General features: G+C 41.0%; 19 protein-coding genes. 8 read left to right on the forward strand and 11 right to left on the reverse strand.

Annotation, left to right across the window (positions count from 1 at the left end; translation table 11 throughout):
* Nucleotides 1-74: 74 nt before the first annotated feature.
* The 3 genes from ileS to murJ form a co-directional block, all read right to left on the reverse strand.
* Nucleotides 75-2,894, reverse strand: coding sequence for an isoleucine--tRNA ligase (gene ileS / locus HWV03_RS19810; RefSeq protein ID WP_211677548.1), 2,820 nt, complete (start codon nucleotides 2,892-2,894; stop codon nucleotides 75-77).
* Between the two features lie 34 nt (nucleotides 2,895-2,928).
* Nucleotides 2,929-3,861 carry a bifunctional riboflavin kinase/FAD synthetase gene (gene ribF / locus HWV03_RS19815; RefSeq protein WP_211673144.1) on the reverse strand — a complete coding sequence of 311 codons (933 nt, stop codon included), beginning with the start codon at nucleotides 3,859-3,861 and terminating at the stop codon, nucleotides 2,929-2,931.
* A gap of 73 nt (nucleotides 3,862-3,934) precedes the next feature.
* Nucleotides 3,935-5,494, reverse strand: a complete 1,560-nt coding sequence (gene murJ / locus HWV03_RS19820) for a murein biosynthesis integral membrane protein MurJ (RefSeq protein ID WP_211677550.1) — start codon at nucleotides 5,492-5,494, stop codon at nucleotides 3,935-3,937.
* A gap of 200 nt (nucleotides 5,495-5,694) precedes the next feature.
* Between murJ and rpsT the strand changes: the two genes are divergently transcribed.
* A complete protein-coding gene (gene rpsT / locus HWV03_RS19825; protein ID WP_019442312.1) occupies nucleotides 5,695-5,955 on the forward strand; it encodes a 30S ribosomal protein S20 in 261 nt (86 codons plus the stop codon).
* A gap of 89 nt (nucleotides 5,956-6,044) precedes the next feature.
* On the opposite strand, the gene nhaA is transcribed toward rpsT, so the two are convergent.
* Nucleotides 6,045-7,262: a Na+/H+ antiporter NhaA gene (nhaA, locus tag HWV03_RS19830; protein ID WP_211677552.1), complete on the reverse strand. Its 1,218-nt coding sequence runs from the start codon at nucleotides 7,260-7,262 to the stop codon at nucleotides 6,045-6,047.
* 159 nt (nucleotides 7,263-7,421) lie between these two features.
* Between nhaA and HWV03_RS19835 the strand changes: the two genes are divergently transcribed.
* The 4 genes from HWV03_RS19835 to HWV03_RS19850 all read left to right on the forward strand — a co-directional run bounded on the left by HWV03_RS19835 (nucleotide 7,422) and on the right by HWV03_RS19850 (nucleotide 12,072).
* The gene (locus HWV03_RS19835) at nucleotides 7,422-8,447 is read left to right on the forward strand and encodes a M14 family zinc carboxypeptidase (RefSeq protein ID WP_211677554.1); all 1,026 of its coding nucleotides are present in this window, start codon (nucleotides 7,422-7,424) and stop codon (nucleotides 8,445-8,447) included.
* A complete protein-coding gene (locus tag HWV03_RS19840; RefSeq protein WP_211677556.1) occupies nucleotides 8,413-9,249 on the forward strand; it encodes an alpha/beta fold hydrolase in 837 nt (278 codons plus the stop codon). The genes HWV03_RS19835 and HWV03_RS19840 overlap by 35 nt, the downstream gene beginning before the upstream one ends.
* Before the next feature lie 66 nt (nucleotides 9,250-9,315).
* The gene (locus tag HWV03_RS19845; protein WP_211677558.1) at nucleotides 9,316-11,055 is read left to right on the forward strand and encodes a GNAT family N-acyltransferase; all 1,740 of its coding nucleotides are present in this window, start codon (nucleotides 9,316-9,318) and stop codon (nucleotides 11,053-11,055) included.
* A gap of 165 nt (nucleotides 11,056-11,220) precedes the next feature.
* Nucleotides 11,221-12,072: a thymidylate synthase gene (locus tag HWV03_RS19850; RefSeq protein WP_211677560.1), complete on the forward strand. Its 852-nt coding sequence runs from the start codon at nucleotides 11,221-11,223 to the stop codon at nucleotides 12,070-12,072.
* An 80-nt stretch (nucleotides 12,073-12,152) separates the two neighbouring features.
* Here HWV03_RS19850 and lgt read toward each other — a convergent pair whose 3' ends face one another.
* Complete coding sequence (lgt, locus tag HWV03_RS19855; RefSeq protein ID WP_211680342.1) at nucleotides 12,153-12,968, reverse strand: prolipoprotein diacylglyceryl transferase; 816 nt, start codon at nucleotides 12,966-12,968, stop codon at nucleotides 12,153-12,155.
* A 292-nt stretch (nucleotides 12,969-13,260) separates the two neighbouring features.
* On the reverse strand, nucleotides 13,261-13,767 hold the full coding sequence (gene rppH / locus HWV03_RS19860; RefSeq protein WP_045108918.1) for an RNA pyrophosphohydrolase: 507 nt from the start codon (nucleotides 13,765-13,767) through the stop codon (nucleotides 13,261-13,263).
* Between the two features lie 701 nt (nucleotides 13,768-14,468).
* Between rppH and mutH the strand changes: the two genes are divergently transcribed.
* Nucleotides 14,469-15,146 carry a DNA mismatch repair endonuclease MutH gene (mutH, locus tag HWV03_RS19865; RefSeq protein WP_211677562.1) on the forward strand — a complete coding sequence of 226 codons (678 nt, stop codon included), beginning with the start codon at nucleotides 14,469-14,471 and terminating at the stop codon, nucleotides 15,144-15,146.
* An 82-nt stretch (nucleotides 15,147-15,228) separates the two neighbouring features.
* Here mutH and rplS read toward each other — a convergent pair whose 3' ends face one another.
* The 5 genes from rplS to ffh all read right to left on the reverse strand — a co-directional run bounded on the left by rplS (nucleotide 15,229) and on the right by ffh (nucleotide 18,896).
* The gene (gene rplS, locus HWV03_RS19870; RefSeq protein WP_045108915.1) at nucleotides 15,229-15,594 is read right to left on the reverse strand and encodes a 50S ribosomal protein L19; all 366 of its coding nucleotides are present in this window, start codon (nucleotides 15,592-15,594) and stop codon (nucleotides 15,229-15,231) included.
* Between the two features lie 30 nt (nucleotides 15,595-15,624).
* The gene (trmD, locus tag HWV03_RS19875) at nucleotides 15,625-16,371 is read right to left on the reverse strand and encodes a tRNA (guanosine(37)-N1)-methyltransferase TrmD (protein ID WP_211677564.1); all 747 of its coding nucleotides are present in this window, start codon (nucleotides 16,369-16,371) and stop codon (nucleotides 15,625-15,627) included.
* A gap of 24 nt (nucleotides 16,372-16,395) precedes the next feature.
* Nucleotides 16,396-16,923, reverse strand: coding sequence for a ribosome maturation factor RimM (gene rimM / locus HWV03_RS19880; protein ID WP_211673157.1), 528 nt, complete (start codon nucleotides 16,921-16,923; stop codon nucleotides 16,396-16,398).
* Nucleotides 16,924-16,946: 23 nt separating this feature from the next.
* Nucleotides 16,947-17,195, reverse strand: a complete 249-nt coding sequence (gene rpsP / locus HWV03_RS19885; RefSeq protein WP_006033748.1) for a 30S ribosomal protein S16 — start codon at nucleotides 17,193-17,195, stop codon at nucleotides 16,947-16,949.
* Nucleotides 17,196-17,504: 309 nt separating this feature from the next.
* The gene (ffh, locus tag HWV03_RS19890; protein ID WP_211677566.1) at nucleotides 17,505-18,896 is read right to left on the reverse strand and encodes a signal recognition particle protein; all 1,392 of its coding nucleotides are present in this window, start codon (nucleotides 18,894-18,896) and stop codon (nucleotides 17,505-17,507) included.
* Between the two features lie 218 nt (nucleotides 18,897-19,114).
* Between ffh and HWV03_RS19895 the strand changes: the two genes are divergently transcribed.
* Both HWV03_RS19895 and HWV03_RS19900 read left to right on the forward strand, forming a co-directional pair.
* Nucleotides 19,115-19,906: a cytochrome C assembly family protein gene (locus HWV03_RS19895; protein ID WP_211677571.1), complete on the forward strand. Its 792-nt coding sequence runs from the start codon at nucleotides 19,115-19,117 to the stop codon at nucleotides 19,904-19,906.
* Between the two features lie 86 nt (nucleotides 19,907-19,992).
* Nucleotides 19,993-21,285, forward strand: coding sequence for an HlyC/CorC family transporter (locus HWV03_RS19900; RefSeq protein ID WP_211677577.1), 1,293 nt, complete (start codon nucleotides 19,993-19,995; stop codon nucleotides 21,283-21,285).
* The last annotated feature ends 64 nt before the right edge of the window (nucleotides 21,286-21,349 follow it).

Consider the following 21,349-nt stretch of genomic DNA (forward strand, 5'->3'; position numbering starts at 1 on the left):
TATGTGAAGGATAATAACAGCTTAATGGTTATTACCCTTCTTTAACTTGCTCGGTGTAATGAACACACTAGCAATTAAGCAAATTGACGTTTCTCGCCTTCACCATCGATATTATCTTCACAACGCGCACAAATAGTAGGATGCGTTTCAGACTGACCTACTGTTTCGTTATGATGCCAGCAACGCTCACACTTCTCTGCGTCACTCTTAGCAACACTAATCCATAAACCGTCAATAGCGCTTGCTTCAACGCCTGCAGGCGCTTCTGTTACCGCAACTACTGTCGTGTTTGACGTTAATAGTAAGAAACGTAATTCGTTACCTAATTTGTCAAGGTCAGCTGCAAGTTCAGCATTCGCATATAAAGTAACGTCAGCTTGTAAAGAACCACCAACAACCGCATTGTTACGTGCTAGTTCAACAGTTTTGTTTACTTCACTACGAACAGCTTGTAGCTTACTCCAGTAAGCGTTGTTTAGCTCAGCATCATTAGCAAGTGGTGTTAGACCTGTGTACCACTCTTCAGTGAATACATACTCAGCACGTTCACCAGGCATTGCATTCCAGATCTCAAACGCTGTAAAGCTTAAGATAGGCGCAGTCCAACGAACCATCGCTTCTAAGATATGGAACATCGCAGTTTGACAGCTACGACGTGCAATTCCGTCTGACTTTGCAGTGTACTGACGATCTTTGATGATATCTAAGTAGAAGCTACCCATTTCAATTGAACAGAATGTCATTAGTTTTTGCGTTACATTCTGCATTTGGTAGTTTTCATAATCGGCTAGGATTTCAGTTTGTAGTGCGTGTGCACGACCCACTGCCCAACGATCCAATGCAACCATATCTTCTGTCGCTACAATATCAGTTTCTGGGTTGAAACCTTCTAAGTTAGACAATAAGAAACGTGCAGTATTACGGATACGACGGTAAGCGTCAGCACTGCGATCTAAGATCTCATCAGATACCGTCATTTCACCTGTGTAATCGGTACTTGCAACCCACCAGCGTAGAATATCACCACCAAGACGATTCATTACGTCTTGTGGTGCCATTACGTTACCGATAGATTTAGACATCTTACGGCCTTTCGCATCAACCACAAAACCGTGTGTTAATACGTCTTTATAAGGTGCTTTACCGTGAATAGCTGTTGAGATCATCAATGATGATTGGAACCAACCACGGTGCTGATCAGAACCTTCAAGGTAAAGATCGATATCTGCGCCGTCGTATTCTTTACGTGCATCAACAACTGAGAAGTGTGTTGAACCCGAATCGAACCATACGTCTAATGTATCAGGTGCTTTCGTGTAGTTTACAGCGTCATCACCGAGTAGGTCTGCAGAATCAAGATCCCACCACGCTTGAATACCTTTTTGTTCAACTAAGTTAGCAATATCTTGCATTAGTTCAGCAGAACGCGGGTGCGGTTCTTGTGTTTCGTTATGAACGAACAAAGAAATTGGCACACCCCACGTACGCTGACGAGAGATACACCAGTCAGGACGGTTCGTTACCATGCTTTCGATACGCTCTTGACCCCAAGAAGGAACCCACTGCACATCTTTAATTTCTTTCATTGCTGCATTACGCAGACCATTTTGTTCCATGCTGATAAACCATTGTGGTGTAGCACGGAAAATGATTGGCGTTTTGTGGCGCCAGCAATGTGGATAGCTATGTTTTAGTACTTGGTGGTTTAATAACGCACCTTTTTCAGTTAGCACCTCAAGAACGCTATCGTTTGCTTTAAATACGTGTTGACCAGCAAATAAAGGTGTATCTTCAAGGTAAACACCGTTGTTACCAACAGGGTTTGCAATCTCTAGGTTATAACGTAGGCCAGCCACGTAATCTTCTTGACCGTGACCCGGTGCAGTATGAACAACGCCCGTACCCGCTTCAGTCGTTACGTGATCAGCTAAAATTGCTGGTACGTCGAAATCATAAAACGGGTGGTTAAAGCGTAAATTCTCTAGTGCAGCACCAGTACAAGTACCTAACGTAGTGAAGCTTTCAGGTGCAAATGCAGCCATGCAAGATTCAACTAAGTCTGTTGCTAAAATTAGTTGCTGTGAACCAGATTCAGTTACCATGTTAACTAGCGAATATTCAACGCGCTCAGCTAATGCAACCGCGCGGTTAGCAGGTAATGTCCAAGGTGTTGTCGTCCAGATAACCGTTGACACCAAACCTTCAACATCACTACCAAATACAGCTTTAACAGCAGCTTGATCTTGTGCCGTAAAACGCACGTAGATAGCAGGTGATTTCTTATCTTCGTATTCAACTTCAGCTTCAGCAAGTGCAGAACCACAATCTGTACACCAGTGAACAGGTTTAGAACCTTTTTGTAAGTGACCGTTTTCAACAATTTTACCTAAAGCACGGATAATGTTTGCTTCAGTGCTGAAATCCATTGTTAGGTATGGATTCTGCCAATCGCCTAGTACGCCAAGACGGATAAAGTCTTCACGTTGACCGTTAACTTGTTTTGTCGCATATTTACGACATTCTTCACGGAATTGTGCAGCTGTTACTTTACGGCCTGGTTTGCCCACTTTTTTTTCTACCATTAATTCGATAGGTAGACCGTGACAATCCCAACCTGGAATGTAAGGTGCGTCAAAGCCAGACAAGCCTTTCGCTTTAATAATAACGTCTTTCAGGATCTTATTAACTGAGTGACCAATGTGAATGTTACCATTCGCATAAGGAGGACCATCGTGCAGAATAAAGGTTTTTTTACCTTTCTTAGCGGCACGGATTTTTCCGTATAAATCATCAGTAGTCCACTGCTTCAACATGTTTGGTTCGCGGTTCGCTAAGTTAGCGCGCATCGCAAAGCCCGTTTTTGGCAGGTTCAGCGTTTTTTTATATTCGCTCATGTATCCTAATTTCCGTTATTGGTATTCATAAAAATTAAACTGACAGGCCAAAAAAGGTTTTGGCTGCAATGACATCTCGTTCTATTTGCTGACGAAGTACATCAAAAGATGCAAATTTCTGTTCGCCGCGTAATTTTTTCTTTAGGACAACCTCTAGCTGTTTGCCGTAAAGGTCACCATCAAAATTAAATAAATTCACTTCCAGTTGAGAGCACACGCCACCAACTGTAGGACGTTTGCCAATGTTTGCAACGCCCTGTATCGCATCATCACTGATACCTAACACTTCAACTACATACACGCCATTGATTGGGTCTACGCAGCGTTTAAGCGGTATATTAGCGGTTGGAAAACCGATAGTTCGCCCTAATTTAGCACCGTGAGATACTTTACCAAAAATACTGAATGGTCGACCCAATAGTTCGGCGGCTAAATCAAGTTTATCTTGTGCTAACGCGTCGCGGATCATGGTACTACTAACGCGTGCTTGAGCAACGCTAAAGGTATCCATGCTAACCACATCAAAGCCATACTTGGCGCCAGCAGCTTGCAACATAGCAAAGTCGCCCGTGCGCTTATGGCCAAAGCGGAAATCATCACCAACAACTAAATATTTAACGCCTAATTTATTCACCAATAACTGGGTAATAAATTCATCCGCTGATAGTGCTGCAAATTTTCTATTAAAATTAACACATAAAAGTTGATCAATATTTTGCTCTTTTAACGCTACATATTTATCACGTAACCGTGTTAATCGCGCAGGTGCTTTGTCGCCAATGATCATCTCTAGTGGCTGCGGCTCAAATGTCATTACCGTCGCAGGCAAATTCAATTGGTTCGCTTTTTCGATTAACTGTCGTAATACCGATTGGTGCCCAAGATGAACGCCATCAAAGTTACCGATAGTTAAAACACACCCTTGATGGTGTGGCTTCAAATTGTGAATGCCTCGAATCAGCTCCATGTCTTTGCCAACTATTCCACTAAAACGATAAATTATAACTTAGTCAACGCACAGGGTCAGCAACAATTTGTACTCAGTCGGTAATTTTAAAATGTCGCGGGCGTAAACCAAACACCAATAAAGCCATAGAATAGCTTATTACAGCTAATCCAAGTAAGCCTAACAAGCATAAACTGCTGTCTAATAAACTCCACTCGTACCATTGCGACATGTCTGGTTTAGCGTATTGCACTAAGCCTGCCATCAAACCTGCAGAGACAAATAACTTCACCACGACAATACCGGTATCCCTATTAATCTTGTACACACCTTCCTTATGCAATCCCCAATAGAGTAAGCCTGCATTCAATGTCGCAGACCCCGCTGTAGCCAGCGCTAAACCAACATAACCAAATGGAATCGCTAAAATGATGTTAAAGCCCATATTACTGATCATGGCGATGATGCCAAACTTAACTGGCGTACGGGTATCTTGACGCGCATAATAACCTGGTGCCAATACCTTAATTAGCATAAAGCTAAGTAAACCAGAACCATAAGCCATCAAACTCATTGAGGCCATAGAGACGTCATCAGCGCCAAATTCACCACGCATAAACAATACTTTAAGCATTGGGCTGGCAAGCACTATCATGCCCATCATCGCCGGTATTCCCAGTAATAGAACAACTCTTACCCCCCAATCCATAGTTAGTTTAAATTGGTTATCAGAGCGGGCTGAATGAGTTCGAGAAAGGGCTGGTAAAATAACGGTCGCGATCGCAATACCGAACAAACCAAGTGGAAATTCTAATAAACGGTCTGAGTAATACAACCAACTAATTGACCCTGTCATTAAGAAGCTGGCAATAAACGTATCAAACAATAAGTTAATCTGGCTCACTGATACACCAAACATTGCCGGTATCATTAGTTTTCTAATTTTTGTCACACCAGGATCTCGCCAACCCCAACGTGGTTTCACCAACATATTCTGTTTTGCTAAAAACGGAATTTGAAATAAGAACTGAATTGCACCGCCGATAAAGACCCCGATAGCGAGGCCAATTTCAGGCTGTTCTAAAGTTGGTGCAATGAACAATGCCGCACCAATAATAGCGATATTTAAAAACACCGGCGTAAAGGCCGCAACAGCAAATTTACCCAAAGTGTTCAAAATTGCACCAGATAATGCGGTAAAAGTAATAAACCACAAATAAGGGAAAGTTATTTTTAGCATAAATGAAGCAAGTTCAAACTTGTGTGCATCAGGTCCATCGTTGAGCCAATCCACAAACCAACCCGCACCAAAGAGAATCGTGATTAATGGCGAACCAATTACCCCAAACAAGGTAACAATGGTCACTAACACCCCTAAGGTGCCGGATACTGAAGCGATCAATTGTCGTACTTTTTGTTTATCACCAGTTTGTTGATATTCAGTAAGAACAGGTACAAAAGCCTGTGCAAAGGCACCTTCAGCGAAGAGTCTACGTAAAAAATTAGGGATTTTATTGGCAAAGAAGAAAACATCGGCAGCCGCACCCGCGCCCATTAGATTTGCAACAATAACATCTCGGACTAAACCTAAAATACGCGAGATCATGGTCATTGAACTGACGATAAGGCCAGATTTTATTAATTTATTACTCAAGAAATACCTTTTATGTCAATCAAACCCTGTTCGTGGGGCGCATTTGCTGCTAAAATATGTCCCACATCTTAACTGTCATTGCAGTTAGTTGCCAATATTTTGCCTGTTATTTACACAAAAAATATTGACAAATTTCGTTAGGCAAGGCATATTCCTCGCCTTTATAAAATTAACGTCTTTAGACATTTAGGAGTAGGACCTTGGCTAATATCAAGTCTGCTAAAAAACGCGCAATCCAATCTGAAAAACGCCGTAAGCACAACACTTCACGTCGTTCAATGATGCGTACACTAACTAAGAAAATTATCGTAGCTATCGCTGCTGGTAATAAAGAAGAAGCGACTGCTGCATTTGTTGCTGCACAACCGATTCTTGATCGTATGGCTTGTAAAGGCCTGATCCACGCAAACAAAGCTGCTCGTATTAAGAGCCGTCTTTCTGCTAAGATCAAAGCACTTTAATTATTGCTTGAATACGATAATGAAAAAACCAGCTTCGGCTGGTTTTTTTATATCTAAAAAATATGATTTCAGTTCTATTTCAACTTAATTCAACCTTTATCCACTAATTCTCTCTCAACTTCCACCTTATCTTTTGTTGTTGTCGCACAGGCAAGTAAATAATAACCTAGTACCGCAGCCAATGTAGAACCTATTAATATCCCCAAACGCGCCAGATCCGCCATCACCGGATCCGTGAATGCTAATGACGTAATAAACATCGACATCGTAAAGCCAATTCCACACAACACTGACACCGCAAAAATTTGTTTAAAATTAATCCCCTCGGGTATTGTCGCAATTTTTAGCTTCACCGCTAGCCAACTAATACTGAAGATCCCCAAAGGTTTGCCAATCAGTAACCCTAATGCAACGCCTATTGGCAGTGCAGAGGTCATGTCACTAAACTGAATATTAGTTAACGGCACCCCCGCATTCGCAAATGCAAACAAGGGTAAAATATAATACTTAGTCCAAGGATGCAGCCAGCGTGCCAACGTTTTCGCTGGAGAGTGCGGGTTTTCAACATCATTTTTATCATCTTTACGATACATAGGAATAGCAAAACCGATCACCACGCCAGCCAAAGTTGCATGTACGCCTGATTTAAGTACTGCTACCCACAATAACGCGCCAACAATAAGATAAGGCGTTAAACTCATGATGCTGTAACGGTGCATTAGCCACAATAGGCTAATGCACGCGCACGCTAAACTCAGTGATAATACCGACATATCCACGGTATAAAACAAGGCAATAATAATGATCACACCGAGATCATCCATGATAGCCAGCGCCAATAAGAAAATTTTCAAATTAACAGGCACGCGTTCACCCAATAATGACAAAACCCCTAATGCAAAAGCGATATCGGTGGCGGCAGGGATTGCCCACCCCTTGATTGCGTCTGGATTCGCGGCATTAAAACTTAAATAGACTAATGCAGGCGCTAGCATACCCCCAGCCGCAGCGATAATGGGAAAAAGAGATTTTTTACGACTCGCTAGCGCACCTTCAACAAGCTCTTGCTTTACCTCTAAACCAATAAGTAAAAAGAATACCGCCATAAGGCCATCGTTGATCCAATGACTGAATGACTTATTGATATCAATATCGGCGACACGAACTTGGATCTCGGTATGTAAAAACTCCAGATACAAATCGGAAAAGGGAGAATTAGCAACAAGCATCGCCAATATAGCCGCAATGATAAGTAATACACCGCCTGAGGATTCAGTACGAAGAAATTGCGTTAAGGATTTATACAAATGAGCCTCCTTGCTTATTATCAGGGATTTGTATTCAATGAATAATCAACCACATAGATCAAGTATAGAAAATTCACAAAGATTTAACCTTTAAATTTGTTAATTTCGCTATATTGGTAGACATTAATCTTTATATTTAACTCATTTAGGTAATTATTAATGTCCTTAAAATCACTACAACAGCAGTTATTACCCGAATTAATGCAACTGGAGAAGTTAATTGAGTTAGGCGGTAAACACTTACACAGTCAGATTTTGGCACATGTGTCTTATAAAAAGTCCAGCTACCCCTTGTATTCAATCAGTATGGGATCACAAGAACCCAATGTCCCCGTCATCGCCTTTGTTGGTGGAATCCATGGGGTAGAGCGTATTGGCACGCAAGTTATCTTAGCGTTGTTTGAAAGCCTCATTAGGCGATTAAAATGGGATCAATCACTGCATCAAGAACTCCGTCACGTAAAACTGCTATTCCTGCCACTCATGAACCCTATAGGTATGCTAAACAATAGTCGCGCCAATGGTAATGGTGTGGATTTAATGCGTAATGCTCCGGTAGATGCTGTTGGCAATGTACCTTGGCTCGTGGGAGGGCAGCGCATTAGTAATATACTGCCTTGGTATCGTGGTAAAAAAAGCAAGGCAATGCAACCTGAATCCCGGGTATTGGTAGCACATATTCGCCAACAATTATTAACAGCCCCTTTTAGTATTGCGCTAGATTGTCATTCTGGTTTTGGTTTTGATAATCAGATTTGGTTTCCTTATGCTAAATCAAAACAACCTATTCCCCATCTCGCTGAAATATTTAAGCTGCGTAAAATGCTTATTGAAACCTATCCACACCAAGACTACATATTCGAACCACAAGCGCGTAACTATATGACACATGGTGATTTATGGGATTACTTATATGATCAATCACTGGAAATCGATACCATTTTTCTTCCGCTAACGTTAGAAATGGGCTCCTGGACCTGGATCAAAAAGAACCCACTTCAAGTGTTCAAATCCAGTGGTATTTTCCATCCGATCCAGCCTCACCGTATTAAACGCGTATTACGACAGCATCATGTCCTAATGGAATTTTTGATCAAAGTAACTGGGTCTTATGCACACTGGTTACCGCAACTAAACAAGGAACGTAGCCATGCCGACGCAACCTCACTCTGGTATACAGAATAGTACTTCATCAAGACAAGATAGTCGCTCACCAACTTGGCTGTTAGTTCGAGGCCTATGTAGACAGCAGCAACACTGGGAAGACTTTCCCATCAAATTAGCGCAGCAGCTTAACAGTCAGGTGTTATGCTGTGACATTCCAGGTACAGGTACTGAATGGCAGCGCGTAACACCCGCCTCCATCACCGACATAACCCTGCAACTTAGACAACAATTTAGGCAGAAAAACCCTGATGTATCCTACCCTATCCGGTTGTTAGGTATTTCTATGGGCGGTATGATCTGCACTGAATGGGCAAAGCGATTTCCTAACGAAATTGAACATATGGTTTTTATTAATACCAGTTTTAAACAATTCAGTCCTATTTATCAGCGTTTAAAATTCAGCAAACTAACCACCCTTATCCGCATATTATCCAGTGCACCTTTACAGCAAGAACAGCTTATTTTAAATATGACCAGTCATACCCAACACAAAAATCACGCATTGTCTCAACGTTGGGGTCATTATGCAGAACTGCAACCAGTCAGCCGTCAAAACGCCTTGCGCCAACTGTATGCAGCAAGCCGTTTTAGCCCTCCTCCGCAGGCACCTATTGACAATATTTTATTACTCGCGAGTCAATATGATCAATTAGTTGATGTTCGTTGTAGTAGTGCCATCGCCGCACAATGGCACTGTCCAATCTACTATCACCCCACAGCAGGTCACGACTTACCTTTAGATGACAGTAAGTGGATCTGCGATAAAATATCGCGCTGGATCACACATCCAGTTCTGAGCAGTCACTCAATTGCCATATAAAACCACTAAAAATGTCACAGCAAGCTTCTATGATAACTACAAACAATAATCTAAAGGATGAAGATTATGCTCAACATAGAAGCGGAAATAAACCAACGTTATCCGGACTTTTTTCATAAAAAAAGTACCCGTCTCATTGCCAAACCTATGCTGGCAACACTTAGATTACTCTTTCATGAACGTGAATTACGCCAATTTGGTGAAACCTATGCACACCTCACCGGTATCGAGTTTATCGAACAAGTATTTGAGCACTTCAGCTTTAGTTACTCAGTTCGCCCTAACGAAATAGAACGTATTCCTGCAACAGGTAAAGCAGTGATCATCGCCAACCATCCGATCGGCACTCTCGATGGTATGGCACTGCTTAAAATGGTCAGTAAAGTCCGTCCAGACGTAAAGGTCGTGGCCAATGACATGCTTATGATCATCAAACCAGTAAAAGATTATTTATTACCGGTAGATAACATGAATGGGGGGACCGCTAGCGACCGTTTACAAGCAATAAAAACACATCTCAAGGATGAAGGTGTGATTATTATGTTTCCGGCTGGCGAAGTCTCACGCATTAGCCCACAGGGTGTAAAAGACGGTAAATGGCGTAATGGTTTTTTGCGTATTGCGAGCAGCGTCCAAGCCCCTATCATCCCCATTTATATCAATGCTAAGAATTCATTGTTTTTTTATAGCTTGTCCATATTATCAAAACCTATTTCGACCTTGTGGTTGATCCGTGAAATGTTTAAACACGCTCACAACTGCGTCTCAATCCGTATTGGCGAGCAGATTAATTATCAAACTTACCAGTCGCTAGACTTGCCTATCAATACTAAAACAGCATTGTTTCGTAAACATTTATACCGCTTAACCAAAGACAAACCATCGATTTTCAATACGCAGTCAGCCATTGCTCACCCAGAAAATAAAGCATTATTACGCAGTGAAATACACGCCTGCCAGAAGATCAGCGAAAGCCGTGATGGGAAGCAAATCTACTGCTACCGCCATCAAGCAAACTCCACCATAATGCGCGAAATCGGCAGATTAAGAGAAGAGTCATTTCGATTAGTGGGTGAAGGCACAGGCGAGCGTCGTGATGTAGATATCTACGATAATTCTTATGTCCACATTCTATTGTGGGATGATAAGAAGCTGGAGTTAATCGGCGCCTATCGCTTATTAGAAACGAATAAGATTGAGAGCATCAACGTAAAGCAGCAACTCTATAGTGCCACGTTATTTGATTACCATGCAGCAATGACACCTTATTTGGCAACCGGAATTGAGCTGGGCCGTAGCTTTATTCAACCCAAATACTGGGGAACCCGCAGCCTTGAATACCTATGGCAAGGGATCATGGAATACATCATTCAACACAGTGGTTGTCGCTACTTGTTTGGTACTGTGAGTATCAGTAATAGTTACTCACAACCAGCAAAAGAACTTCTGGTCTATTATTATCAACATTTCTACGGTAACAATACCAATGTCGCGAGTGCCACTATGCCATTCCGATTGTCGGAAGAAGCAAATACACGTTTAACGGATTTATTTGCTGATGTCGATGCCGAAGAAGGTATGACCATCCTAAAGGCCCAGCTCAACCACATGGGGTTTAGTGTACCGACACTCTTTAAGCAATATATCAAATTGTGTAAACCTGGTGGTGTGCAGATTTTTGATTTCAATATTGACCCCAGTTTTAATCATTGTATTGATGGTTTGATCGTATTAGACCTCGCTCAATTCACTGATAAAAACAAAAAACGTTTTAATGCACAAGCGCTGCAACTCGAACACCGCTAATAGCTCTTATCTACAACATCCCATTATCGCTGATATTAAGTCAGCGATAATTACTTGCCTTTGGTAAATCCGATTTGTAACCCCTGCTAATCTATGTAAAGATCCTGCCCACGCAAATTAATGCACAATAATTAATGTACAACAATAAGAATAGGGCAGTAGTCGATGAAACAGTATCTTGATTTATGTACGAGAATAGTGGAAAACGGTGTTTGGGTTGAAAATGAACGTACCGGAAAACGCTGTTTAACCGTGATCAATGCTGATCTCACTTATGACGTGGCGAATAATGTATTTCCATTAGTCACCACGCGAAAAAGCTTTTGGAAATCAGCCATTGCCGAGATAATTGGTTACATCCGTGGTTATGATAATGCCGCAGACTTTCGTGCATTAGGTACCAAAACCTGGGATGCCAATGCCAATGAAAATCCAGTTTGGTTGGCAAGCCCACACCGTAAAGGTGAAGACGACATGGGCTATGTGTACGGTGCGTGTGCACGTAACTGGGTAAAACCACAAGGCGGTACAGTCGACTTACTACGCCAAATCATCGATGACCTATCAAACGGCATTGATAACCGCGGCGAGATTTTAACCTTCTTTAATCCGGGTGCATTTGAACTGGGTTGTTTACGTCCTTGCATGTACAGCCACCATTTCTCACTGCTCGGTGATACGTTATATCTAAACAGCACCCAACGTTCGTGTGACGTGCCCCTAGGCCTAAACTTCAACATGGTGCAAGTACATGTATTGCTAGCGTTGGTAGCGCAAATCACTGGTCATAAAGCCGGTCAAGCGTACCACAAGATCGTCAACGCTCATATATATGAAGATCAGCTAGAATTAATGCGTGACGTACAATTAAAACGCGAGCCATTACCACTGCCGAAATTACACATTAACCCGAAAATTAAGACATTGGAAGATTTAGAAACTTGGGTGACATTGGACGATTTCGAGGTAACAGATTACCAACATCATGATGCGATAAAATATCCATTTTCAGTGTAAACACTGATAGATGATTAAAATAAAAAGGGGTTAACTAAATTTAGTTAACCCCTTTTTCATTCTTTATCTGCGTAAACCAATTATTTGTTTTGTTTACCTGCAAACAAAGTCGGCTTTTTATAAGCAATAAACATAATAAGCGCACCTAAGAAGATCATCGGGGTCGATAGAATTTGTCCCATACTAATCAAATCAAAATACAAGCCTAGTTGTGAGTCTGGTTGGCGGAAGTACTCAGCAATAAAGCGGAAAATACCGTAACCTAATAAGAACAAACCAGAGATAGCGCCTACTGGACGCGGTTTTCGTGCAAATACTTGTAAGATAATAAGCAGTAACACACCTTCCATTGCAAACTGATATAACTGACTCGGATGACGCGGTAAATCACCACCAGTTGGGAAGATCATCGCCCAAGGCACATCAGTCACTCGCCCCCACAACTCGCCATTAATAAAGTTGCCAATACGTCCAGCCGCTAAGCCAAACGGCACCATAGGGGCAATAAAGTCGGCAATGACAAAGAATGAACGCTGGGTTTTACGACCAAAATAAGCAAATGCTAACAATACACCAATCAGGCCGCCATGGAATGACATGCCGCCATCCGTAATACGGAATAAATACATTGGATCATCAAGGAATAAACCGAAGTTATAAAACAGCACGTAACCAATACGACCACCAAGGATCACCCCAAGGAAACCGTAAAATAATAAATCACCTACTTCGTCTTTATTCCAGCTACTACCCGGTTTCGCTGCTTGTCGATTACCCATCCAATTAGCAAATAAAAAACCAAGTAAATACATCAACCCGTACCAGTAAACATGAATCGGGCCGATACTGATCGCAATGGGATCAATTTCTGGATATTGTAGATATGTCTGCGACATCATTGAGTTCCTGAGTAAAAGAAAGTGATCACCTATGCTAAGGCAATAAAATTACAAAATAACGTAAGCTATGTATTTATATATACATTCGTTATTATTTATAAAATACACCTTACACCAATTGCTTGTCACAACATAGAATTAGCCGCAATAGAATCGGTAAAGTAAGATAAATTAAACCAAAGTATGAGAGAGAGAAATTAGGAGTACTGGAATGGAGAAAAGTTCAATGAATAAGTAATGCCTTTGCATTGAATCGTATAATAATTCAATGCGCAGGCACTATTTAACATTAACGTCGTTTACGTTTAATGTCTTTGCGTAAAAAAGGTAATGCCACTGGTGCAAACTCTTTCATAACACGACGATAAACGTCTTTTTTAAACGATACAACCTGACGTACAGGATACCAATAACTGACCCAACGCCAATCATCAAATTCAGGGTGTCCTGTGCATTTGAAGTCGATTTGACTGTCATCCGCTTCCAGACGCAGTAAAAACCATTTTTGCTTTTGCCCAATGCAGACTGGTTTGCTATCCCATCTGACTAATCGCTTTGGTAATTTATATTTCAACCATGTTTTAGAAGTGGCTAGAATCGAAACATGTTTCGCTTTGAGTCCAACTTCTTCATATAGTTCTCGATACATTGCTTGCTCTGCAGACTCTCCATTATCTACACCACCTTGCGGAAATTGCCAAGAATGTTGCCCACAACGTTTAGCCCATAAAACTTGACCTTCACGATTACAAATTAGGATGCCTACATTAAGACGATAGCCATCGCTATCAATCACATTAGCACCTTAAGGGTAGAACTTAGTTAACTTGATTGTTTCATATAAATCAATGAGCAGCAAATTTACACCAGCAGTTTTACCAAAGATCCATTTACAAAGACAAAATACCGCCGATTTATCTCTAATTCAGAACTTCTGAGCGGCGTTGTTGAAATAACCCCCTTCTTTATAGAGAAGCAAGTATGATAGATATCTTAAAAGAAAACATGCAATGAAAGCAGAGTTCTACCTTTCACTCCAATATATAGACATTTACCTTACTCTCGATTGAGTAATAAAACACCAATATGCCAATAATATCTCTCCTCATCCACAATATACATAGTTATACACATTACATGTGTGGAAAAGTGATAGAAATAGCGATAAGTAGTCTTATTAATCGCGACTTTCGATATTTATTAACAAATGCAGGGGGGGAATAGCAAGTTATCCACCTTTTCTGTGGGTAACCTTGTGAAGTGTTTACATTATTACCATTTAACATAATAAAAAAATGGTATAATTATCCACAAGAATAAAAACCCAAACAAAAGACGTTTAAAAACAATCACTTAAATTCAACGCTTCACTTGAAATATCTACGTAACATAAAAACGAGATTCACATCTCACTTTGTATGAAAAACGACCGTTAACAGCTAGATTTAAAAGTGTTATTCTGCTAAAAGAAACCTTGAGATATAAGAATAACTTGATATGCCTTCACTAATTAACGAACCCCGTGATATCAATGAGCTTATGGATCGCGCACAAGCCATTGCCGGATTCAACCTGCAACAAATAGCCGCATTACACCAACTCTGTGTACCCTATGATCTGCGTAAAGAAAAAGGCTGGATTGGACAACTCTTAGAGCTGCACCTTGGTGCTACAGCGGGCAGTAAACCAATTCAAGATTTCCCTGAGTTAGGGGTAGAATTAAAAACCATTCCAATTAATGCACAAGGTAAACCACTTGAAACAACCTTCGTCTGCGTAGCCCCTTTAACCGGTAATCACGGCGTTACTTGGTCAACCTGTAATGTGGCTAATAAGCTAAAACAAGTGCTATGGATACCAGTACTCGGTGAACGCGATATTCCGATCGCAGAACGTATCGTAGGCTCACCTCTACTATGGCAGCCCGATGCACTTGAAAATATGCAATTACAAGAAGATTGGGAAGAGCTGATGGATATGATCGCACTTGGACAGGTAGAACAGATCACTGCGCGTCACGGTAAGTATTTACAGCTTCGCCCTAAGGCAGCAAATAATAAGGTCCGTACAAAGGCGTATGGCAGCGAGGGAGAGATCATTCAGGTACGACCGCGTGGCTTCTATCTTAAAAAGGCCTTTACGCATCAGCTACTCAAAAAACACTTTAATATCTAATCTATCAAAATATGATGATGATAAATCGCAGGTAAAAAAAAGGCCCGTCAGAAGACGGACCTTAAACTGCATGAAAAATGGATTATTTGCTTTTACGCTTACCCAATTTTTCTTTAATACGTGCAGCTTTACCAGTAAGACCACGTAGGTAGTATAGCTTAGCTTGACGAACATCGCCGTGACGCTTAACAGTGATGCTTGCTACCACTGGAGAATGTGTTTGGAATACACGTTCCACACCTTCACCGTTTGAAGTGATTTTACGAACTGTGAATGCAGAGTGCAGACCACGGTTACGTTTAGCGATAACTACGCCTTCAAAAGCCTGTAGACGTGATTTATCACCTTCAACAACTTTTACTTGTACTACAACAGTAGCACCAGGGCCAAAAGTTGGTAGATCTGTTTTCATTTGCTCTTGTTCGAGCTGTGCAATAATGTTGCTCATTTTCTATACCCTAGAATAAACTGAAAAACTCTACTTTAACTCGCGACTTTCGCGAACGATCTCAACAAGAAGTTTTTCTTGCAGATCAGTCAGAGCTAGGTTACTTAATAAATCAGGTCGTCGTTCTAACGTTCGAGCTAAAGACTGTTTCTGTCTATATTGGCTAATTTTACTATGATTGCCACTAAGGAGAACCTTAGGAACAACCATACCATCTAACACTTCCGGACGCGTATAATGCGGACAATCTAAAAGACCATCCGCAAACGAATCTTGCTCCGCGGATGCCTGAGTGCCTAAAACACCAGGAATCATGCGTGAGACAGCATCAATCATCGTCATTGCTGCAAGTTCACCACCAGTTAACACAAAGTCACCGATAGACCACTCTTCATCAACTTCCGATTGGATGATACGCTCATCAATACCTTCATAACGGCCACAAATAAAAATCATCTTTTCATTTGTTGCCAACTCCAGTACACCAGCTTGATCCAATTTACGTCCTTGCGGTGAAAGATAAATAACTTTCGCCTCACCACCAGCTGCCTGTTTTGCTGCATGGATAGCATCTCGTAATGGTTGAACCATCATCAACATGCCAGGGCCACCACCATAAGGGCGATCATCGACCGTCTTATGTTTATCGTGGGCAAAATCTCTAGGGTTCCAAGTTTGGAACTTAAGCAAGTCGCGTTTTATTGCTCGACCGATGACTCCTTGTTCAGTGATGGCATTAAACATCTCTGGAAAAAGGCTAATAACCCCTAACCACATACTAGCCTCCGCTGACAACGAGTCTTAAAAACTCGGGTCCCAATTAACAATAATTTTTTGAGCGGTAATATCAACACTGATAATTACTTGCCCATCAAGATACGGGATTAACCGTTCTTTTTTTCCGAAGGCATCAGTTGCATTCGCTTTAATTACTAATACGTCGTTAGAACCGGTTTCCATCATATCAGTGACTTTACCTAACGTATAACCCTTGTCTGTCTCAACAGAGCAGCCAATAATGTCACGCCAGTAATATTCATCTTCTAAATCTGGAAGTTGATCAGCATGAATAGCAATTTCAGCACCCGTAAGGGACTGCGCTTCTTCACGAACATCAATGCCGACTAACTTAGCAATTAAACCTTTGCCATGGCGTTTGCAATCTTCAATCGCCACTTCAACCCATTCGCCTTTTTGCTCAATGAGCCAAGGTGAATAGTTAAAAATCCCTTCAGGAATATCGGTAAAGGAGTTGATTTTCATCCAGCCTTTAATGCCGTAAACAGCACCAAGACGACCAACTACCATAGGTTTGTCAGTTGAACTCACAAGATCTCCTTACCTTAAGATAATTAAGCAGCTTTAGCAGCGTCTTTGATTAACTTAGCAACTGTGTTAGAAACTGTAGCGCCTTTAGCAACCCAAGCTTCAATTTTCACGTTGTCAAGACGAACACGTTCTTCTTGACCAGCAGCCATTGGGTTAAAGAAACCTAGCTTCTCGATGAATTTACCATCACGAGCATTACGGCTGTCTGTAACAACAACTGTGTAGAAAGGTGATTTCTTAGAACCACCACGAGATAAACGAATAGTTACCATATCGTCCTCTTTATAAATTAAGTGTGTATTCCGACCTTGCACTGACAAGGCCCCATAGTTCAAATAGTACTCACGAATGAGACGATTCGAAGTCGCGCAATTTTACTCTTATTTTAACTAAATGCAACCTTATTGTGAGTCATGACCGCTTTAGTTAGCGCTATTTATACTATAAACAATCATTATTTTGCTATTACAGTGATCAAAAGCAGGTTAGCCAGAATCCGCGGAAATAAAAAAGCCCTACTGTTAATAAGCAGGGCTTGGAATAAAATACATATATAAGGAAGGGGTTAAACCACGAAGTTGTTAACCAAACGGTCCTTTACCACCGCCCATACCACCGCCCATTCCGGGTGGCATCATACCTTTCATTTTACCCATCATCTTCTTCATGCCGCCTTTGCCCGACATTTTTTTCATCATTTTTTGCATTTGGGTAAACTGTTTAAGTAGTTTGTTTACATCTTGAATCTGTGTACCAGAACCCATAGCAATACGACGCTTACGTGAACCTTTGATAATATCAGGACGTTGACGCTCAGCTGGTGTCATAGAGTTAATGATAGCTTCCATACGATTAGTTAACTTATCATCCATTTGGTCTTTAACAGCATCAGGTACCTGGTTCATACCCGGTAACTTATCCATCATCCCCATCATGCCGCCCATGCTTTTCATTTGCACAAGTTGATCACGGAAATCTTCTAAATCAAAGCCTTTACCTTTCTGAACTTTTTTCGCCAGTTTTTCAGCTTTGTCTTTATCTACTTTACGTTCTACTTCTTCGATAAGTGATAGTACATCACCCATACCTAGAATACGTGACGCAATACGCTCTGGATGGAAAGGTTCCAGCGCATCAATTTTCTCGCCCATACCGATAAACTTAATTGGTTTACCAGTAATATGACGAATAGATAGTGCAGCACCACCACGCGCATCACCATCAGCTTTCGTTAAGATAATACCAGTCAACGGTAAGCTCTCATTGAATGCCGCAGCTGTGTTCGCCGCATCTTGACCAGTCATCGCATCAACAACGAATAAGGTTTCAACTGGGTTAATCGCTGAATGTAAATCTTGGATCTCTTGCATCATGTCAGAATCGACATGTAAACGACCCGCGGTATCGACAATAACAACGTCAATAAATGATTTGCGTGCGTGCTCAATTGCCGCATTAGCAATATCAACAGGTTTCTGTTCGATATTACTTGGGAAGAATTCTACATCAACTTCGCCAGCCAATGTTTCTAGCTGCTTGATTGCCGCTGGACGGTAAACGTCGGCACTTACAACCAATACTGATTTCTTCTCACGCTCTTTTAAGAAGCGTGATAGTTTTGCTACAGACGTTGTTTTACCAGCACCTTGTAAACCAGCCATCATTAATACTGCTGGCGGTTGCGCAGCAAGATTTAATGTTTCGTTCGCTTCACCCATTGCCGATTCAAGTTCAGATTGAACAATCTTAATAAAGGCTTGGCCAGGGTTTAGACTCTTAGATACATCTTGACCTAAGGCTTTTTCTTTCACATTTTTAATAAATGCGCGTACGACAGGTAAAGCAACATCCGCTTCGAGTAACGCCATGCGTACTTCACGTAGTGTGTCTTTGACATTATCTTCAGTCAAACGACCACGGCCACTGACGTTTTTCAGTGTTGCCGATAAGCGATCGGTTAAATTCTCAAACATGACGTTATCCGTTATAAATTAGATTAAATGCAATAATTACTGATGATTATAACCTTATTTGAGGGCAAAAATCACACTCTCAAGTCGCGACTAGCTATTGTTTTATAAAAAAATAATATTTTCCTTTCTAAATAATGCATTTGAATATAGCTCTATAGATAGAGCAAGCGTATACTGGGAAGCATAACTACCTATAAATCAACATTAAAGTGAGCCCTATGGAACTGTTTGCTCTCGGCGCTATTTTTCTTTATATAGCTGCAACTTATTATTGCATTAAAGTCTTAACTATCACGCAGCAGCCGAGTATACGTACTATTTTTACCCTAGGCGCAGGCGCGACACTTTGCCATCTATTCTGGATGGGGTTTGATATTGTGACGGCAGCAGGGATTAACCTGAGCATTGTCAATGTAGCCGCACTTATCAGTTTGCTGATCTCGATGCTCATGACACTCTCGATCAATAAATTTAAAATATTACCTTTATTACCTATTGTGTATGGTTTTTCAATCATTGTCATTGCGATAAGCTATTTGTTACCAACGATTTACATTTCCAATTTAAGTGATAACACACCACTTGTTGTCCATATTATCGTGATATTATTTGCCTATGCGGCCTTCATTGTGGCGAGTTTACTTGCCCTGCAAATGGCTTACTTAGATTATCAACTCAAGCACAAACGCCCAACCGCAATGCACCCAGCACTGCCATCGTTAATGACCATAGAAAAACAACTCATCAGGTTATTAAGTATCGGTTTAGTGCTGCTATCCGTGGCAATAGTGACAAGCTTTGTCTTTTTTGAAGATGCTTTTACCCACTCTCAAGCGCATAAAACTGTTTTATCTATTTTAGCTTGGCTATTTTATTCGGTATTGCTGTGGGGTCACTTTAAACAAGGCTGGCGTAGCAACAAGATTGCTTTTGGTACATTATTTGGCACTGTACTGCTCTCTTTAGCCTATTTCGGTTCTCGCTTTGTAAAAGAGATCCTACTTCATTAATACTTAAACATACTTAAACATACTTAAACATACTTAAAACTATCATATATTAATTACTATACACTTGCGTAATCAAAGGATAACACTTGGACGACATATCAACAGGAACCTTATTCGGCCTCCTGACTATTTTAATCCTCATATCAGCTTATTTCTCTAGCTCAGAAACAGGTATGATGTCTCTCAATCGTTATAGGCTTAAGCACCTGGTTAAAAATAACCATACAGGTGCGAAACGTGTAGAGAAACTCCTCAACAGACCTGATCGTTTGATTGGTCTTATTCTTATTGGTAACAATCTAGTCAACATCTTGGCCTCTTCCATCGCAACGATTATTGGTATGCGTTTATTTGCACAAAATGAAGCGCTTGGTTTAGCCGTATCGACTGGTCTCTTAACAATCGTTATCCTTATTTTTGCTGAAGTAACGCCTAAAACCTTAGCTGCACTGCATCCAGAAAAAGTGGCATTTCCAAGCTCATTGTTATTACGCCCGATGCTAACCTTGTTTTATCCATTGGTATGGCTGGTGAACATCATTTCTAATGGCCTGTTGCAACTATTGCGCGTTAATCTCAATCATAATGACAATGGTGCATTGAGCTCCGAAGAATTGCGTACCGTTGTGCATGAAGCAGGTACAATGATCCCTCAGCGTCACCAAGATATGCTGATCAGTATTCTCGACCTTGAAAAAGTCACTGTGGATGACATTATGGTGCCGCGTAACGAGATCATCGCGATTGATATTAATGATGATTGGGAGATTTTGTTACGCCAATTACGTAATATTTCACATACGAGGGTATTGCTGTATCGTGACACCATCGATGATGCAGTTGGATTTGTGCATACTCGAGATGCATTGCGTCTATTACTGAAAGAACAGTTTGATAAAACAACGCTACTCAGAGCAGTAAAAGAGCTGTACTTCATTCCTGAAGCAACACCACTTAACGTGCAACTATTAAAGTTCCAACGTAAAAAAGAGCGGATCGGTTTAATTGTTGACGAATACGGTGACATCCAAGGTTTGGTGACTCTCGAAGATATCTTAGAAGAGATTGTCGGTGACTTTACCACTACCATGGCACCTTCAGCGAGTGAAGAAATTGAGGCGCAACCTGACGGCAGTTATATCATTGATGGTACGGCAAACGTGCGTGATATTAATAAAGAGATGAACTGGCACTTTCCAACCAATGGTCCAAAAACATTAAACGGCTTAATTTTAGAATATTTAGAAGAGATACCTGAATCAAATATTAGTCTAAAAATTGCAGACCATCCGTTAGAAGTATTAGAAATAAACAACAATGTAATCCAACGTGTTCGTGTTCAACCAGCGGATAAAAAGAAACGAAGAACCAAACTATAACGGATATTTTCGTCTTGGACATGACTTGTAGATAATAAAAAAGCACCTAATATAGGTGCTTTTT

The organism is Moritella sp. 36 (genome assembly GCF_018219415.1).
Taxonomy (GTDB): Bacteria; Pseudomonadota; Gammaproteobacteria; order Enterobacterales; family Moritellaceae; genus Moritella.

Excerpts from the sequence above, each read along its gene's own strand:
- ileS (WP_211677548.1), bottom strand. The coding sequence starts at position 2,894 with ATGAGCGAATATAAAAAAACGCTGAACCTGCCAAAAACGGGCTTTGCG.
- ribF (WP_211673144.1), bottom strand. The coding sequence starts at position 3,861 with ATGGAGCTGATTCGAGGCATTCACAATTTGAAGCCACACCATCAAGGG.
- HWV03_RS19835 (WP_211677554.1), top strand. The coding sequence starts at position 7,422 with ATGTCCTTAAAATCACTACAACAGCAGTTATTACCCGAATTAATGCAA.
- HWV03_RS19840 (WP_211677556.1), top strand. The coding sequence starts at position 8,413 with ATGCCGACGCAACCTCACTCTGGTATACAGAATAGTACTTCATCAAGA.
- HWV03_RS19845 (WP_211677558.1), top strand. The coding sequence starts at position 9,316 with ATGCTCAACATAGAAGCGGAAATAAACCAACGTTATCCGGACTTTTTT.
- HWV03_RS19850 (WP_211677560.1), top strand. The coding sequence starts at position 11,221 with ATGAAACAGTATCTTGATTTATGTACGAGAATAGTGGAAAACGGTGTT.
- lgt (WP_211680342.1), bottom strand. The coding sequence starts at position 12,968 with ATGTCGCAGACATATCTACAATATCCAGAAATTGATCCCATTGCGATC.
- mutH (WP_211677562.1), top strand. The coding sequence starts at position 14,469 with ATGCCTTCACTAATTAACGAACCCCGTGATATCAATGAGCTTATGGAT.
- rplS (WP_045108915.1), bottom strand. The coding sequence starts at position 15,594 with ATGAGCAACATTATTGCACAGCTCGAACAAGAGCAAATGAAAACAGAT.
- trmD (WP_211677564.1), bottom strand. The coding sequence starts at position 16,371 with ATGTGGTTAGGGGTTATTAGCCTTTTTCCAGAGATGTTTAATGCCATC.
- rpsP (WP_006033748.1), bottom strand. The coding sequence starts at position 17,195 with ATGGTAACTATTCGTTTATCTCGTGGTGGTTCTAAGAAATCACCTTTC.
- ffh (WP_211677566.1), bottom strand. The coding sequence starts at position 18,896 with ATGTTTGAGAATTTAACCGATCGCTTATCGGCAACACTGAAAAACGTC.
- HWV03_RS19895 (WP_211677571.1), top strand. The coding sequence starts at position 19,115 with ATGGAACTGTTTGCTCTCGGCGCTATTTTTCTTTATATAGCTGCAACT.